We start from the raw sequence: 15,740 nt of genomic DNA, 5'->3' as shown, positions 1-15,740 counted from the left end.
ACGCGTCGCATCAGGCGCGTTCGCGAAGCAGCGGGACGAGAATCCGGTTGAGGTCGTCGAGGTCGAACGCTGCGGCCTTGGCGTAACGCAGCACCCCAGCGCGATCGATCACGAAGTTGCTCGGCACCGCGCCGCCGATCGGACTGTAGGGGCCGCGGATCGAGCGCGCCGAGGGTATCTGCATCGCGGCGAACAGCGGCTTGAGCTTGTGGATCGGCAATGAGCCTTCGGTGGTGATCGCATAGACACTCAGGCCGGCGTCCTTCTGCAGGCCATAATAAGCGTCGAGCAGCGGCAGCTCGCGCTTGCACGGCGCGCACCAGGTCGCCCAGAAATTGAGGACCACGACCCGCCCGCGCAGCTCGGACAGGCTGACCTTCGTGTCGTCGATCAGCTTGAGCGTGAATTCGGGCGCCGCCTCGCCCACCTTGGGGCGTTTGGACGCGGCCATGCCCGCCGTCAGCAATCCTGCAAGCGGCAATGCGGCCAGCTGAATGGCCATGGAACGCCGGTCGATCATCCGCTTTCCCCCTGCCGGCGAGGGTGGCGGCCGCCTACTCGTCCGTCAAGCGCGGCTTTCCGCCGCTGGCCAGCGTTGTCAGGGTTTTCACCTGCTTGCCGCGCTGCAATAGGCCGGGACAGCCACCTGCGACTCAACGAAGTCGCGATACGAGCAATGCCGCAGAGCAGGGGACGGAGTAGCATGAACACCACCGAGATGACCGCCAAGATCGCGCACGGAAACGGCTTCATCGCCGCGCTGGACCAGAGCGGCGGTTCGACGCCCAAGGCGCTCAAGGGCTATGGCATCGAGGAGGGCGCCTGGTCGGGCGACGAGGAGATGTTCGGGCTGATCCACGCGATGCGCAGCCGCATCATCACCTCGCCCGCCTTCACCGGCGACAAGGTGATCGGCGCGATCCTGTTCGAGCGGACGATGGACGGCACCATCGACGGCAAGCCGACCCCGCAGGCGCTGATCGAGCGCGGCGTCGTCCCCTTCATCAAGATCGACAAGGGGTTGGAGGCCGAGGCGAACGGCGTCCAGCTGATGAAGCCGATGCCGGAGCTCGACGCGCTGCTCGCCCGCGCCCGGGCGCTCGGCGTGTTCGGCACCAAGGAGCGGTCGGTCGTCAACCTGGCCAACCGCGAGGGCATCGCCGCGATCGTCGCGCAGCAGTTCGACGTCGGCCGGCAGGTGCTCGCCGCCGGCCTCATGCCGATCCTTGAGCCCGAGGTGAACATCAAGTCGCCCGAGCGCGCCGAGGCCGACGCGATCCTGCGCGACGAGATCCTCAAGCAGCTCGACGCGATGACGGGCGACGCCAAGGTGATGCTCAAGCTGTCGATCCCCGCCCAGCCCGGGCTGTTCGATCCGCTGGTCGATCACCCGCGCGTGCTGCGCGTCGTCGCGCTTTCGGGCGGCTTCAAGCGCCCCGAGGCCTGCGCCGAGCTGGCCAAGAACCGCGGGATGATCGCGAGCTTCAGCCGTGCGCTGCTCGAGGATCTGCGCCACGGGATGACTGAGGCAGAGTTCGATGCGGCGCTGGCCGAGTCGATCGATGCGATCCAGGCCGCTTCCACTACCAAGGCGGCGCTCGCCGCCTGACTCTTTCCCCTCGACCTTGCGGCGCGGGCGCGGCAAGCTCGCACCCGCATTGCGATTCTGGGGGGACGATGTCGCGACTGATTCTGCTGTGGACGGCCTTGTCGCTCGCCGTCCCCGCCGCTGCTGCGGACCGGACGGACAACAAGACGACGGCGCGCGCCGCTTCGGTCTCCGAAGTCGAGGCCATCCACGCCGAGATGATCGCGTTCGGCGAATGGATGATCCGGCTGGATGCGGCGACCGCCGATGCCATCACCGTGTTCCGCGAGCTCGGGCCGGCATGGAACGCCGCGCTGAGCGGCCCGCCCGAAACGATGGAGGCGCGGTTCAGGCCGACGATGGCGCAGATCGACGGGGCGATCGCAACCGCGCGCGCCCGGCTCGCGGCACTCGACACGCCGACCTTCCCGCGGCTGGAGCTCCCCGCCGATACCGAGCCTGCACGGCTGCGCGACGACATGCAGAAGATGATCGGCAGCATGGAGGGCATCACCCGGACGCTTCCCGGCGTGATGACCGCGATCCGTGCGCGGAACCCCGGCGCCACGCAACAGGCGATGGTGAAGATGCTCGACGCCACGCGCGCATTGTTCCGCGCCCAGGCGGCAATGGCCGCTGCCTGGGTCGCGACGACCGAGGCGGATGATCCGACCGGCCAGTCGCTGCAGTTCGAGCTGCTGTTCTACAAGTCCGGGGTGCGGCTGCTGGAGAGCGTCGAGCGCACGTCGTTGGGCAAGCCGGATCCGGGATTCGGCGGCGAGTTGCGTGCGCTGGCGGATCAGATCGATCAGGTGGTCGCCGCCGGGAACAAGCTGGTCGATGCGCAACGTGCGGAGTTCACCGGCGTGCGCGAAGACCTTGCCGGCGAGAAGGATCCCGACTCGGTGAGTTCGAGGGCAATGGCTGACAAGGTCCTGGCGATGAGCGGGCTGCAGCATGAGGGGTTCACCGTGTCGCAGCGCTACGCCGCGCAATTGCGGCGCACGGCCGATGCGCTCGGCACCGGGCGTGTGTCGATGACGGTCCTCGCGCCGATGATCGACAGCCTGCGCGCGACGCGTTCGGAACTCGACGCGCTCGGGATGCGCATCGCGCAGGTGATGGCGGGAACGCGCTGAACGAGTCAGCGGCTCGCCTGCCGCGCCATCGCTTTCAGTGTCAGCGCGTCGTGGATCGCAGCGGTCTCGGTGTCGTTGTTGAAATAGGCCCAGACCGGTCGGTTCTGCGCCGTCATCCACTCGGCCCAGTCGAGCAGCGCGGCGTCGCTATAGCGCCCGCGATACTTGCCCGCCGCACCGTGGAAGCGGATGTAGACGATGCGTCCGGTGGTCCATCGCGGCGAGGCGATCTGGGGGAAATCGTGGATGACGAACCCTGCGCCGAACCGGTCCAGCAGCTCGGCCGTAGCGTCAACGTACCAGCTCTTGTGCCGAAACTCGAAGGCATGGGCCAGATCGCCCGGCAGGAGCATGAGGAAGCGTTCCAGCCGGTCCAGATCGAGGCCGAGGCTTGGCGGAAGCTGATAGAGGATCGGACCCAGCGTGGCGCTCAGCTGACGCGTCGGCGTCAGCATCCGCGCGACCGGCTCCGCGCAGTTCTTGAGCTTCTTGGCCTGGGTGATGAACCGGTTTGCCTTCACGGCGTAGCAGAAACCCGGCGGGGCCTGGTCGCGCCATTTGGCGAAGGTTTCTGCCTTGGGCAGACGGTAGAAGCTGTTGTTGATCTCGACCGTGTCGAACTGCTCGGCATAGAAGCCGAACCAGCGTCTTGCCGCCAGCTCCTCGGGATAGAAGGTGCCGCGCCAGTGGCGATAGTTCCAGCCTGAACAGCCGATGCGGATCGGGGACGCCATGCGTGAAGAACGCGCCCGGACGGGAAGCGCTGCATCGCTTTGCTGGAGCTGGGCAGCGGTAAGGGCTAGTATCCACCCTGGAAGGTGAAGGCGAAGCGATAATCGCGCGGCTGGACCGCCTTGTCCGTGCGGCGCTCGGGCGTGACCGAGACCAGCGTCAGCCCGCCATCGGCGACCTGCATCGGCTCGCCCAGCGTCAGGTCGATCTCGCGCTGCCATGCGCCGCCCTGCACCCTGGCGCGCAGCACCACGCGCCCCGCCCAGATGCAGCGCGCATTCATCGGGCAGCGGCTGTCCTCGATCACCTTGAGCGGGGTCACGCGCGGGCCGTCGACATAGACGGTCTGGCCAAGCCGTGCCGGACCTTCGGGCGGTTGCGGAGCGGACGGGTTCGCCGCGGTCCCGGCGCAGCCCGCCAGCGCGATGGATGCGATTGCCGCCAGGATGATCTTGCTCGCCATGACAATCGGCTAGCCACTGCTGGCTGACGCGCGCATGAATGGCGAAGAAACAAGGGGTGGATATGGCAGGCATCGCGCTTTCGGACCGACGGCTATGGGCATTCGCGATCGGGGTGGTCGCGGTGACGATCGGCGTGGTGCTGCATCTGCCGATGTTCTGGATGGGCCGATCGATGGGCTTCCACATGGCCGGCATGCCGATGGACGACGGCATGATCGTGGGGATGTGGATGATCGTCGCCGGGATCGGTGTCGCCGCCTATGGCCTGCTCCCGCGCAACCTCGCCGCGCAACGGGCGGCGTCGGAGGGACTGGTGGCCGCCGCGCCCGAGGACGCGCCGCTCTCGCGGGCGCACTGGCAGCTGATGCTGGTGCTGGTGATCGCGCTGGTGATCGACATCATGAAGCCCGCCAGCCTCGGTTTTACCATTCCCGGCATGATCCGCGAATATGGCGTGCCGCGGCAGACCGTCTCGCTGGTGCCCTTCTTCGCGCTGTGCGGCACGGTGGTCGGCTCGTTCCTGTGGGGCTGGGTCGCCGACGTCTATGGGCGCAAGGCGTCGATCCTGCTGTCGGCAGTGATGTTCGTCGGCACCTCGATCTGCGGGGCGATGCCCTCGCTCGCCTGGAATATCGGCATGTGCTTCCTGATGGGCGCCGCGGCGGGCGGCATGCTGCCCGTCACCTACGCGCTGCTTGCCGAGATGATGCCGAGCCGCCACCGCGGGTGGAGCCTGGTGCTGGTCGGCGGACTCGGCGCGGTCGGCGGCTATGCCGCGGCGAGCCTGATCGCCACTTGGCTCGAGCCGGTGTTCAGCTGGCGCATCCTGTGGCTCGCCAACCTGCCGAGCGGGCTGCTGCTGGTGCTGCTGGGCGGCCTCATTCCCGAATCGGCCAAGTTCCTGATGGCGCGCGGCCGCACGGCGGAAGCGCAGCGCGTGATGGCGGCGTTCGGCTCCGCGGTGCAGAAGGTGGCGCCGGCCCAGGTGCCGGCCGCCGCGCGCGGAACCGCCGCGCCGCTCACCGGCCGCGCCTTTACCGGCAAGCTGGTGGCGCTGAGCCTGGTCGCGATCTGCTGGGGGCTCGTCAATTTCGGGCTGCTGCTGTGGCTTCCGGCCGAGCTGGTCGCGCGCGGCTATTCGATGGAGCTGTCGAGCGGCCTGCTCGCCGCATCAGCGCTGATCGCGTTGCCCACGGTGTTCCTCGTCGCGTGGATCTACCATGCATGGAGCACCAAGAACGCGCTGATCCTGTCGATCCTCGTCACGCTGGCGGGGCTGGGCGGGGTGCTGTGGCTCGATCATTCGGGCGGGGGCAGCCCGGTGCTGCCGGTCGCGCTGCTGATCGTCGGGAGCAACGGCATCATCGCGATGCTGCTGCCCTATGCCGCCGAGAGCTTCCCGCTGCGCATCCGCGGCCGCGCGACCGGCTGGATCGCCGCATGCAGCAAGCTCGGCGGGGTGTTGGCGCAGCTGCTCAGCATCGCCGCGATGATCCCGGCGCTCGGCACCTCGGCCTGGATGATCGCGCTGCCCACGGCACTCTCGCTGCTGCTGATCTGGCGCTACGGCAAGGAGACCCGCGGCCGTGACCTGCGTGACCTCGATCCCGGCGGGCACACCTTCGACAAATCAGGCTATTAGCGACGGATCTTCAGCATCGGCAGCACCTTGTCGAGCGGCAGCGCTTCCGATGTGCCGCGGTGGCCCTCGACGGTCTCGGCCTTGAACAGCGCGTTGAGCACCGCTTCCTCGGTCGCCTCGATCGTCGCCTGGAACAGCGGCGAGACGCGCTCATTGGCCAGATCCTCGATCTGCGCCGTCGAATCGCGCCGCGCCGCCGTGCGCCGCACCGCCGGGCTGGTCGAGAAGGCGATGGCATAGTCGCCGGAGCCGTTGGAGAAACTCGATCCCGTGCGCGCGATCCCGGCAAAGGCGCGCTCCGCGACGCGGCGCAGGTTACGGTCGGAGAGCGGCGCATCGGTCGCGATCACGATCACCACCGATCCGTCGGCCTTCTTCGCCTCGACCTGCTGGCGATAGTCATAGCGGCCGAGCTTCACGCCCACCGGCTCGCCCGCGATCGTCAGCACCCCGCCATAATTGGCCTGCACCAGCACCCCCACGGTCCACCCGCCCAGCGAGGCGGGCAGCTTGCGCGACGAGGTGCCGATCCCCGCCTTGTACCCGAAGGCGACCGTGCCCGTGCCCGCGCCGACCGCACCCTCCGCCACCGGGCCGCCGCGCGCGGTCTCGATCGCGCGGCGCGCATCGGCGATCGTCACACGGCGCGCGCGGATGTCGTTGAGCCAGCCGTCATTGGTCTCGCCCACCACCGCATTGACCGAGCGCACTTCGCCATTGCCCGGCTGTGCCAGCGTCCATTCGATCGAAGCCGCCGCGGCCTCGGCGACATTGAGCGTGTTGGTCAGCAGGATCGGCGTCTCGATCTCGCCCAGCTCGGCGACCTGAGTCGATCCCATGAACTTGCCGAAGGCGTTGTACGCGACGAACCCGGCGGGCACCTTGTCCTGGAACAGGTTGCCGCCATGCGGCAGCACCGCGGTGACGCCGGTATTGACGGCACGGCTGCGCGGCAGCGTCACCTGACCCACGCGCACGCCCTCGACATCGGTGATCGAATTTAGCGGTCCCGGCTGGAGGATGCCCACCGTCACGCCCGCATTCCGGGCCCGTGGCCGTTCGCTCTCCTGCGCTATCGCCGAGATTTCGGACAGCGGCAACAGCATGGCAAGGACAAGGCGCATGATCATCAGGTCTCCGGGGAAAGTTGGTGGCGCATCCTGCCGTTTCGCCCCCGCTGCGCAAGTGCCCTCGCGTCCTCCGTGCGAGCGGCTATAAGGCGCGCATGACCGATTTCACCGATGACGAACTGTCGCTCGATCCCCAATTCGCCGAGCGCTTCCAGCGCGACGACAAGCGCCCGCCCTGCCAGCTCTACCTGATCTCTCCGCTCGACGTGGCGGGGGATTTCCGGGGCCGGCTTGCGCGCGCGCTGGACGCGGGGCCGGTCGCGGCCTTCCAATTCCGCGTCAAGGACGTCGATCAGCACGCCGCCGCGCGGCTCGCCGAGCCGCTCCAGCGCATCTGCGCCGACCGCGACGTGGCGTTCATCGTCAACGACAGCGTCAGCCTGACCAGGCGCCTGGGCGCCGACGGCGTGCATCTGGGGCAGGGGGATGGCGATCCGCGCGAGGCGCGGTCGATCCTTGGCCCCTCGGTCCAGATCGGCGTGACCTGCCATGACAGCCGCCACCTCGCGATGGAAGCGGGGGAGGCGGGGGCCGACTATGTCGCGTTCGGCGCGTTCTTCCCGACCGCGACCAAGGAGACGACGCATCGCCCGGATCCCTCGATCCTCTCCTGGTGGACCACGGTGTTCGAGGTCCCCTGCGTCGCGATCGGCGGGATCACGCCGGACAACGCCGCGCCGCTGGTCGCCGCCGGTGCCGATTTCCTCGCCGTTTCAGGCGCGGTGTGGAACACGGACGAAACGGAGGCCGTCCGCCGTTTCGCTGCGTTGCTCGCCGGCGCCTGAGTCAGGAGGCAGAATGCTCGATCGTATCTTCACCATCGTCGCCGGCCGGATCGCGGCGCTTGCCGGCCAGCCGCTCGCCTTCATCATCGCTTTCCTGCTGATCGTCGGGTGGGGCGCGACGGGTCCGATGTTCGATTATTCGGATACCTGGCAGCTGATCGTGAACACCTCGACCACCATCGTCACCTTCCTGATGGTGTTCCTGATCCAGAATTCGCAGAACCGTGACGCGGCAGCGATGCAGGCCAAGCTCGACGAGCTGATCCGTGCGGTGGAGGGCGCGCGCACGCCGTTCATCGGCATCGAACATCGCAGCGATACCGAGATCGAGCTGATCCGTTCCGAGCTGGAAGCGGAATGCGCCGAAGGCGAGGACGGGCATCCGATCGCGGCGATCGAGAGGTTGCGGAACCGCTATTGACGGGAAACTCGGCGCGCGCTTTGTCGTTATCCCCTTGAAAACCATGTGGAGAGCGGGTGTGCGGCGAGGGATTGCGGGAATGATCGGGCTGGCGGTGCTGGGTACGGGCGTCGCGCTCGGCCAGAATCAGGTCCAGCCGGCCGCGCCTGCCAGGAACACGGCCCCGGCGCTGAATCGCGACGTCCTGCACGTTCAGGTGATCCTCGACCAGCTGGGCTTCTCGCCCGGCATTCTCGACGGGCGTGAAGGGCAGTCGCTCACCGCCGCGCTCGAAGGGTTCCAGATTGCGCGCCAGCTGCCCGTGACCGGCAAGATGGATGCGCGCACGCTCCAGGCGCTGCATGCGCACCGCGCGATCCGCCCAACCCGTACGTTGCGCCTCACCGCCGATTCGCTCGCCGGCCCCTTCGTCCGCCCCTGGCCCAGGGACCCGCAGGCGCAGGCCAAGCTCAAGACGATGGGCTATCGCTCGGCGATCGAGAAGCTGGCGGAGATGTTCCACACCACGCCGCAGGTGCTGATCGAGCTCAACAGCCCCGACACCCGCCTTGCGCCCGGCGTGCCGATTCAGGTGCCCAATGCGATCCCCGCGTCGCGCGACTATCCCGCGGACTTGAAGCCCGAATGGCGCAAGACGCTCAATGACCTCAACGTCAGCGCGGTCCAGCCCAAGGCGGGGCGGATCGTAGTCGACAAGTCCGACAAGGTGCTCCGCGTGTTCAACCGGCAGGGCAAGCTCGCCGCGCTGTTCAGCGTCACCACCGGCAGCACGCGCGATCCGCTGCCGATCGGCAGCTGGAAGATTCGCGGCGTCGCGACCAATCCGGAATTCCACTATAATCCCAAGCTGTTCTGGGACGTTTCCGACAAGAAGCCGGCGGCGTTGCTGCCCCCCGGCCCCAACAGCCCGGTCGGCGTGGTGTGGATCGACCTTTCCAAGGAGCATTACGGCATCCACGGCACGCCCGAGCCGCATCTGATCGGCCGGACGCAGAGCCATGGCTGCGTGCGCCTAACCAATTGGGACGCCGCGCGGCTCGCGCTGATGGTCGAGCCGGGGACGGCGGTGATCTTCCAGGAATGAACGTTCCGCGGATCGTCGGCTGGACGCTGCTCGCCTGCCTTGCCGGAGCGGTGGCGTTCCTTGCCGCGACGATCCGCGTGATCGAGCCGCAGCCGGAAACCACTCCATCGCCGGCGCCCGCCGCGACCGACGCGCCCGCACCGGGATTGATCGTGCCCGTTGCCGGGGTCGATGCCGCGACGCTCCGCAGCAACTGGGGCGAGGCGCGCGGCGGTGGCGTCCGCGGGCATCAGGGTCTCGACATCATGGCGCCGGCCGGCACGCCAGTCCTCGCCGCGGCCGACGGCACGGTCGAGAAGCTCTATTTCTCGAAGGGCGGGGGCGGGATCACTCTCTATCAGCGCGCAGCGGGCGGTCGCTGGATGCTCTACTATGCCCATCTTCGCGGCTATGCCGCGGGCGTCGCCGAAGGGCGCGCGGTGCGTGCGGGCGAGACGCTTGCCTATGTAGGGGACACCGGCAACGCCGGGGCAGGCAACCATCACCTCCATTTCGGGGTCGCGGCGATGGCGCCGGGCGAGCGCTGGTGGCAGGGAAGGCCGGTCGATCCCTATCCGCTGCTTGCGGGCGACGCGTCTGCCCGCTAAGGCGCGCGCCGCTTGGAGGGATTCCATTTCCCCGTTCGGGCTGAGCCTGTCGAAGCCTTGCCCTTCTTGAACGATCGAGAAGAAGTGCAGCCCTTCGACAAGCTCAGGGCGAACGGAAGGGGTGGTTCCATCCGCGCGCAAATGGCTCTAAGGGCCCTTCGTCTTTCTCAGCACTGTAGGTTCGATCCCATGAAGATCAGCGGCGTGGACATCCGTCCCGGCAACATCATCGAATATGAAGGCGGCATCTGGCGCGCGGTCAAGATCCAGCACACCCAGCCCGGCAAGGGCGGGGCGTATATGCAGGTCGAGATGAAGAACCTGCGCGACGGCCGCAAGAACAACGTCCGCTTCCGCTCGGCCGAGACGGTCGAGCGCGTGCGGCTCGACACCAAGGATTTCCAGTTCCTCTACCCTGAGGGCGACAGCCTCGTCTTCATGGACAAGGAAACCTACGACCAGACCACACTGCCGCGCGACCTGCTGGGCGACGCCGCGGCGTTCCTGCAGGACGGCATGGACGTGGTGATGGAGCTGTATGAGGAAGAGGCGATCAGCGTCCAGCTTCCCGACACGATCGAGGCGACGATCGTGGAGGCCGACGCCGTGGTGAAGGGGCAGACCGCCTCGTCGAGCTACAAGCCCGCCGTGCTCGACAATGGCGTGCGCATCATGGTCCCGCCGCACATCGCGTCGGGCACGCGCATCGTCGTCGACGTGTACGAGCAGACCTACGTCCGCCGGGCGGACTAAGGCCGAGCGGACGAGACAGATAGCGGAGCTATCTGCCCGATCCGCCGGCCCGGCCGGCGAGCGTAGCTCGCCCGACGCGCGGGCTTTGCCCGCGCCCGCCCGTTGGATTGAAGACTAGGATAGAAAATGGTTTCGCATTCCGGCCTCATCACCGTCATCGAGCGTGCCGCGCGCAAGGCGGGGCCGCGGTTGCGGCGCGACTTCAACGAGGTCCAGCACCTCCAGGTCAGCCGCAAGGGGCCGGCCGACTTCGTGTCGATGGCCGACAAGCGCGCCGAGGACACGCTGATCGAGGAGCTGCGCAAGGCGCGGCCCGACTGGGGCTTCCTGGTCGAGGAGCGCGGCGTGATCGAGGGCGATCCCGACAAGCCGCGCTGGATCATCGATCCGCTCGACGGCACCAGCAACTTCCTCCACGGCATCCCGCATTTCTGCATGTCGATCGCAGTCGAGGACCCGCGGGGTGCACAGGGCAAGCCGGAAATCACCCATGGCTATGTCTATCAGCCGGTCACCGACGAGAGCTTCTGGGCCGAGAAGGGCCGGGGCGCGTGGCTTCAGGGCCAGCGGCTGCGCGTGTCGGCGCGCAAGGATCTGGCGGATTCGCTGATCGGCACCGGGATCCCGTTCCTCGGCCACGGGAATTTCGCCGAGTGGAGCCGCATCTTTGGCGCGATCGCGCCCGAAGTCGCCGGCATCCGCCGCTTCGGCTCGGCCGCGCTCGACCTGGCCTGGGTCGCCGCGGGCCGGTTCGACGGTTTCTGGGAGAGCAAGCTCAACGCGTGGGATATCGCGGCCGGCATCCTGATCGTCAAGGAAGCGGGCGGCTTCGTCACCGACTATCGCGGGCAGGACAATGCGTTCGCCAAGGGCGAGGTGCTGGCCGCCAACGACCAGCTCCACTCCAAGCTGCACAAGCTGCTGGCGAACGCCCTGCGGTGATCCGCGCAACCCGCTCCGCCGGCCTGCGGGCCGACGGAGCGGCGGATTGACCTATTCGGCGGCGTAGACGCGCGTGCGGAACTCGCCGATCAGGTCCGACCAGATGTTGAGCGAATCCGCGAACAGCTCGCGCGGCATGCCGCCGGGCTCGACGTTCACGTCCATCTCGAGCGCCGCATCGCCGTCCTTGTCGATATAGGCGCGGCCGAAGCGCTTGTCCCGGTTCCAGGCATTCGCCCGCGCGAGATCCATCTTGGGCTTCTGGAACCCGGCATAGAATTGCACGCTCTGGCAGTTCTTGCCCTTCTCGCAATTGTAGAAATAGATGCCGAAGGTGCTGCCCGCAGCGGCGCTGGTGATCACCGGATCCTCGCCTTCCTTCTTCTCGTCGACCTTGGCCTGGTAGCCTTCCTTGCGCAGCAGCTCGGCGACCAGCTCGGGGTCGCGGACGTTGATCGTCTGCGCCGCCGCGGGCAGGGCGCAGGCAGTTGCAACGGCAGCCATCGCCGTGATCCGAAACCAGCTCATTGAAGTCCCCCTTCGATTCGTGTCCGGCGATCATAGCGACAGGTCGGGGGCGTCTGCCAAGCCCCTTAGTTGCGAGTGATTCTCAAGGGTTTCCGCCCTTGATGCCCCCCACCCATCGGCCTAAAGCGGCCCCAAGATTCCGCAACCGCGAGAGCCCGTCTTGGTCGATCTGACGCAATATCTGCCGATCCTCCTGTTTCTGGGGGTCGCATTGGTGCTTTCGAGCGCCTTCGTGTTCCTGCCGATGATCGCGGCGCGCTTCACGGGGGCGCATCAGCCGACGCCCGAGAAGCTCACCGAATATGAGTGCGGCTTCCCCGCGTTCGAGGATTCGCGCAGCCAGTTCGACGTGCGCTTCTACCTGGTCGCGATCCTCTTCATCATCTTCGACCTTGAAGCGGCGTTCCTCTACCCCTGGGCGGTCAGCGTGTTCGACCTGGGCTGGGCGGCGTGGATCTCCATGATGATCTTCATCGGCGAACTGGCACTCGGCCTGGCTTATGCCTGGAAGGTCGGGGCGCTGGATTGGGAATAACGCAAGTGAACCAGCCTTCTTCGATCCTCATGCCGCCCACGGGCGGTTCCGTGGTGCAGCCGGATCAGGGGTTCTTCAACGACCTCAACGGCGAGCTCAACGACAAGGGCTTCCTCGTCACCTCGACCGAGGAGCTGTTCCAGTGGGCGCGCACCGGCTCGCTGTGGTGGATGACCTTCGGTCTCGCCTGCTGCGCGGTGGAGATGATCCACGTCAACATGCCGCGCTACGACATGGAGCGCTTCGGCGCCGCGCCGCGCGCCTCGCCGCGCCAGTCGGACGTGATGATCGTCGCGGGCACGCTGTGCAACAAGATGGCCCCGGCGCTGCGCCGCGTCTATGACCAGATGTCGGAGCCCAAATACGTCATCTCGATGGGCAGCTGCGCCAATGGCGGCGGCTATTATCACTATAGCTACAGCGTCGTGCGCGGCTGCGACCGGATCGTGCCGGTCGACATCTACGTCCCCGGCTGCCCGCCGACCGCCGAGGCGCTGCTTTACGGCGTGATGCAGCTCCAGCGGAAGATCCGCCGTTCGGGCACGGTGACGCGGTGATCGACGTGTTCTGCAACCTTGAAGAATTTGAGGACGGCGCCAAGCCGTGGTGCGATCTCACGTTCGAGATTGCCGAGCGGAGCTTTGATTCCGGCAAGGCATGTTGGGTGCTGTCGATGACTGCGCGTCATGGACAGGAAACCGTAGGATTTAGCGCGCGATTGCCAGTCCAGGGTTGGCGCGAGCAGGTGAACGGTGAGGGGGATGAGGCCTTCAGAAGCTACTGGGGGCCGGTATGGCTGGGTTCCAGCGGCGAACGAAGTGATCGGCTGTTGAAATTGCTGGATGAGTATTACGGCTTGGCGACAGACAGCGCTCTCACCTTCGTCAATGAAATCGAGTGCCTTGCGGTCGGTATCATGAGCGATCCGGCACGGATGGCCGAGGAGCCAACGAAGATGAAACTCTTCTTCGACAATGGGGAAGATGAGGAGCTCTACGGAGAGGTGTTCTTCAATCTTGACCTTCCAGAGGGCTATGTTGGGCTCAACGAGAAGGATCCTGAGTATCGCAAGCCGCTAGTTCACTGGCTGTCGCGCCACGGGCGTATCGTTGCCAATCCTCACGCCGGGGAGACTCTGCAATGAGGGCGCCGGCTCCCAGATACGCCGCAAATGACGGCGTGATCGCGGCCGCGCAGGCCGCGCTCGGCGATATGCTGACCGAGGCGACCGATCTGGTCGGCGAGGTCAATTTGACCGTCAAGCGCGAGTCGCTGGTTCCGGCGATGATCGCGCTGCGCGACAACCCGATGCTCCAGTACCAGGCGCTGATGGAGATTGCGGGCGTCGATTACCCCGCTCGCGCGGAGCGGTTCGACGTCTGCTACATGCTGCTCAGCTACACCCGCAACCACCGCATCCGCGTGCGCGTGACGACGGACGAGGTGAAGCCGGTGCCGTCGGTCACCTCGATCTGGCCGGTCGCCGGCTGGCTCGAGCGCGAAGTCTACGACATGTACGGCGTGCTGTTCGAGGGCAATGAGGATTTGCGCCGCATCCTTACCGATTATGGCTTTCGCGGCCACCCGCAGCGCAAGGACTTCCCGCTCTCGGGCTTCGTCGAGCTGCGTTACTCGGAAGAGGCCAAGCGCGTCGTCTATGAGCCGGTCCAGCTCGCGCAGGACTTCCGCAACTTCGACTTTATGAGCCCGTGGGAAGGCGCGCAGTACGTCCTCCCGGGGGACGAGAAGGCGGCAGGGCCCGGCCCGGGCGATACGCCGCAGGGCAAGGCGCCGCCGCCTCCGCCGCCCGCGCCTCCGGCTGCACCGGCGGTGCCGCAGGCCAAGGGTGCGCCCTCGCCGGTGACCGCCGACGAGGTGCGGAAGGCTGGTGCCAAGGCAAAGAAAGTGACCAGGCCGCGCGCCAAGACCGCCAAGACAGTCGACTCGACTGCCCAGACCGGCGCGGGCGAGCCGCACCCGGGCAACAGGCGCAAGTCGAAGCCCAAGGACCCTGACGTGGTTCCGACCAAGGGCAAGGGGCAGAACCAGTGATGGCTTTGTCCAATCTTTTCCCGTTCGCCCTGAGCTTGCCGAAGGGCCGTTCTTCTCTTTCTGCCGGCGCCAAGGGGCAGGGCTTCGACAAGCTCAGTCCGAACGGCCGGGGGGTGTTTCGTGGCTGAGTATCTCGACGAAATCGCGCACCGCACCGATGCGTCCGATCCGACCGTGGGCGACACCCAGATCGCCAACTACACGATCAACTTCGGCCCGCAGCACCCGGCGGCGCATGGCGTGCTGCGCCTCGTCACCGAGCTGGACGGCGAGATCATCGAGCGGATCGATCCGCATGTCGGCCTGCTCCACCGCGGCACTGAGAAGCTGATCGAGTACAAGACCTATACCCAGGCGCTCCCGTACATGGATCGCCTCGATTATTGCTCGCCGCTGGCGATGGAGCACAGCTTCGTCCTCGCGGTCGAGAAGCTGCTGGACCTTGAGGTTCCGGTCCGCGCCCAGTACCTCCGCGTCTTCTTCGCCGAGCTGACCCGCATCTGCAATCACATGCTCAATCTCGGCAGCCACGTGATGGACGTCGGCGCGATGACGCCGAACCTGTGGATGTTCGAGATCCGCGAGGACTGCCTCAACTTCTTCGAGCGGATGTCCGGCGCGCGCATGCACCACAATTACCTGCGCCCGGGCGGCGTCCATCAGGACGTGCCGCTCAAGCTGCTCACCGACATCGCCGACTGGCTCGACAAGCGTCTGCCGCAGCTGTTCGGCGACGCGATCAGCCTGGTCGCGGAGAACCGCATCTTCAAGCAGCGCAACGTCGATATCGCCATCGTTTCCAAGGAGGACGCGATCAAATGGGGCTTCTCCGGCCCGATGATCCGCGGCGCCGGCCTGCCCTGGGATTTGCGCAAGTCGCAGCCCTATGACGTGTACGACCGCATGGAGTTCGACATCCCCGTCGGCACCCGCGGCGACTGCTACGACCGCTTCATGGTCCGCGTCGAGGAGGTCTATCAGTCCGCGCGCATCATGCGTCAGTGCCTGAACGAGATGCCGTCCGGCCCGATCGCCTCGCTCGACCGCAAGGTGGTGCCGCCCAAGCGCGCCGAGATGAAGCAGTCGATGGAAGCGCTGATCCATCACTTCAAGCTCTATACCGAGGGCTTCCACGTCCCCGCGGGCGAAGTCTATGTCGCGACCGAAAGCCCCAAGGGCGAGTTCGGCATCTACATGGTCTCGGACGGCTCGAATAAGCCGTACCGCTGCAAGATCCGCCCGACCGCGTTCAGCCACCTCCAGGCGATGGACTTCATGTCGCGCGGCCACATGCTCGCCGACATCACCGCGATTCTGGGCGCGATGGATATCGTGTTCGGGGAGTGCGACCGGTGAGC

19 protein-coding genes are annotated in these 15,740 nt (G+C 66.8%); 14 read left to right on the top strand and 5 right to left on the bottom strand.

Annotated elements, in window-relative coordinates:
• Positions 1-10 precede the first annotated feature (10 nt).
• Positions 11-520 (bottom strand): TlpA family protein disulfide reductase, encoded by a 510-nt coding sequence (locus VGD28_RS11580; protein ID WP_414714494.1) that lies wholly within the window; start codon positions 518-520, stop codon positions 11-13.
• Between the two features lie 183 nt (positions 521-703).
• On the opposite strand from VGD28_RS11580, the gene VGD28_RS11575 reads away from it, so the two are divergent.
• Complete coding sequence (locus tag VGD28_RS11575) at positions 704-1,609, top strand: fructose bisphosphate aldolase (protein ID WP_331028493.1); 906 nt, start codon at positions 704-706, stop codon at positions 1,607-1,609.
• Positions 1,610-1,677: 68 nt separating this feature from the next.
• Positions 1,678-2,727, top strand: a complete 1,050-nt coding sequence (locus tag VGD28_RS11570) for a hypothetical protein (protein WP_331028492.1) — start codon at positions 1,678-1,680, stop codon at positions 2,725-2,727.
• Positions 2,728-2,732: 5 nt separating this feature from the next.
• Here VGD28_RS11570 and VGD28_RS11565 read toward each other — a convergent pair whose 3' ends face one another.
• Positions 2,733-3,461, bottom strand: a complete 729-nt coding sequence (locus VGD28_RS11565; protein WP_331028491.1) for a DUF72 domain-containing protein — start codon at positions 3,459-3,461, stop codon at positions 2,733-2,735.
• A 65-nt stretch (positions 3,462-3,526) separates the two neighbouring features.
• On the bottom strand, positions 3,527-3,922 hold the full coding sequence (locus VGD28_RS11560) for a hypothetical protein (protein WP_331028490.1): 396 nt from the start codon (positions 3,920-3,922) through the stop codon (positions 3,527-3,529).
• 62 nt (positions 3,923-3,984) lie between these two features.
• Here VGD28_RS11560 and VGD28_RS11555 point away from each other — a divergent pair, with 62 nt between their 5' ends.
• Positions 3,985-5,565 (top strand): MFS transporter, encoded by a 1,581-nt coding sequence (locus tag VGD28_RS11555; RefSeq protein ID WP_331028489.1) that lies wholly within the window; start codon positions 3,985-3,987, stop codon positions 5,563-5,565.
• On the opposite strand, the gene VGD28_RS11550 is transcribed toward VGD28_RS11555, so the two are convergent.
• A complete protein-coding gene (locus VGD28_RS11550; RefSeq protein ID WP_331028617.1) occupies positions 5,562-6,689 on the bottom strand; it encodes a P1 family peptidase in 1,128 nt (375 codons plus the stop codon). The genes VGD28_RS11555 and VGD28_RS11550 overlap by 4 nt on opposite strands.
• A 101-nt stretch (positions 6,690-6,790) precedes the next feature.
• Here VGD28_RS11550 and thiE point away from each other — a divergent pair, with 101 nt between their 5' ends.
• From thiE to VGD28_RS11520, 6 genes are all read left to right on the top strand, one after another.
• Positions 6,791-7,480: a thiamine phosphate synthase gene (thiE, locus tag VGD28_RS11545; protein WP_331028488.1), complete on the top strand. Its 690-nt coding sequence runs from the start codon at positions 6,791-6,793 to the stop codon at positions 7,478-7,480.
• A gap of 13 nt (positions 7,481-7,493) precedes the next feature.
• Positions 7,494-7,901: a low affinity iron permease family protein gene (locus VGD28_RS11540; protein WP_331028487.1), complete on the top strand. Its 408-nt coding sequence runs from the start codon at positions 7,494-7,496 to the stop codon at positions 7,899-7,901.
• 79 nt (positions 7,902-7,980) lie between these two features.
• Complete coding sequence (locus VGD28_RS11535) at positions 7,981-8,985, top strand: L,D-transpeptidase family protein (RefSeq protein ID WP_331028486.1); 1,005 nt, start codon at positions 7,981-7,983, stop codon at positions 8,983-8,985.
• Positions 8,982-9,572 carry a M23 family metallopeptidase gene (locus tag VGD28_RS11530; protein WP_331028485.1) on the top strand — a complete coding sequence of 197 codons (591 nt, stop codon included), beginning with the start codon at positions 8,982-8,984 and terminating at the stop codon, positions 9,570-9,572. Before VGD28_RS11535 ends, VGD28_RS11530 begins: the two co-directional genes overlap by 4 nt.
• Before the next feature lie 189 nt (positions 9,573-9,761).
• Complete coding sequence (efp, locus tag VGD28_RS11525; RefSeq protein ID WP_331028484.1) at positions 9,762-10,325, top strand: elongation factor P; 564 nt, start codon at positions 9,762-9,764, stop codon at positions 10,323-10,325.
• A 126-nt stretch (positions 10,326-10,451) separates the two neighbouring features.
• Positions 10,452-11,267, top strand: coding sequence for an inositol monophosphatase family protein (locus VGD28_RS11520; RefSeq protein ID WP_331028483.1), 816 nt, complete (start codon positions 10,452-10,454; stop codon positions 11,265-11,267).
• 51 nt (positions 11,268-11,318) lie between these two features.
• Here VGD28_RS11520 and VGD28_RS11515 read toward each other — a convergent pair whose 3' ends face one another.
• Positions 11,319-11,795 carry a YbjN domain-containing protein gene (locus VGD28_RS11515; RefSeq protein ID WP_331028482.1) on the bottom strand — a complete coding sequence of 159 codons (477 nt, stop codon included), beginning with the start codon at positions 11,793-11,795 and terminating at the stop codon, positions 11,319-11,321.
• Between the two features lie 160 nt (positions 11,796-11,955).
• Here VGD28_RS11515 and ndhC point away from each other — a divergent pair, with 160 nt between their 5' ends.
• The 5 genes from ndhC to VGD28_RS11490 all read left to right on the top strand — a co-directional run bounded on the left by ndhC (position 11,956) and on the right by VGD28_RS11490 (position 15,738).
• Complete coding sequence (gene ndhC / locus VGD28_RS11510; protein ID WP_066576035.1) at positions 11,956-12,330, top strand: NADH-quinone oxidoreductase subunit A; 375 nt, start codon at positions 11,956-11,958, stop codon at positions 12,328-12,330.
• A gap of 29 nt (positions 12,331-12,359) precedes the next feature.
• On the top strand, positions 12,360-12,887 hold the full coding sequence (locus VGD28_RS11505; RefSeq protein WP_331028616.1) for an NADH-quinone oxidoreductase subunit B family protein: 528 nt from the start codon (positions 12,360-12,362) through the stop codon (positions 12,885-12,887).
• Positions 12,884-13,474, top strand: coding sequence for a hypothetical protein (locus VGD28_RS11500; protein WP_331028481.1), 591 nt, complete (start codon positions 12,884-12,886; stop codon positions 13,472-13,474). The genes VGD28_RS11505 and VGD28_RS11500 overlap by 4 nt, the downstream gene beginning before the upstream one ends.
• Positions 13,471-14,382, top strand: a complete 912-nt coding sequence (locus tag VGD28_RS11495) for an NADH-quinone oxidoreductase subunit C (protein ID WP_331028480.1) — start codon at positions 13,471-13,473, stop codon at positions 14,380-14,382. The genes VGD28_RS11500 and VGD28_RS11495 overlap by 4 nt, the downstream gene beginning before the upstream one ends.
• A gap of 120 nt (positions 14,383-14,502) precedes the next feature.
• Positions 14,503-15,738 (top strand): NADH-quinone oxidoreductase subunit D, encoded by a 1,236-nt coding sequence (locus tag VGD28_RS11490; RefSeq protein ID WP_331028479.1) that lies wholly within the window; start codon positions 14,503-14,505, stop codon positions 15,736-15,738.
• Positions 15,739-15,740: the final 2 nt, after the last annotated feature.

It is taken from the genome of Sphingomonas sp. (genome assembly GCF_036402235.1).
Lineage (GTDB): Bacteria > Pseudomonadota > Alphaproteobacteria > Sphingomonadales > Sphingomonadaceae > Sphingomonas.
The sequence above is the reverse complement of the archived record's forward strand: the minus strand, read 5'-3'. Positions and strand labels throughout refer to the sequence as shown.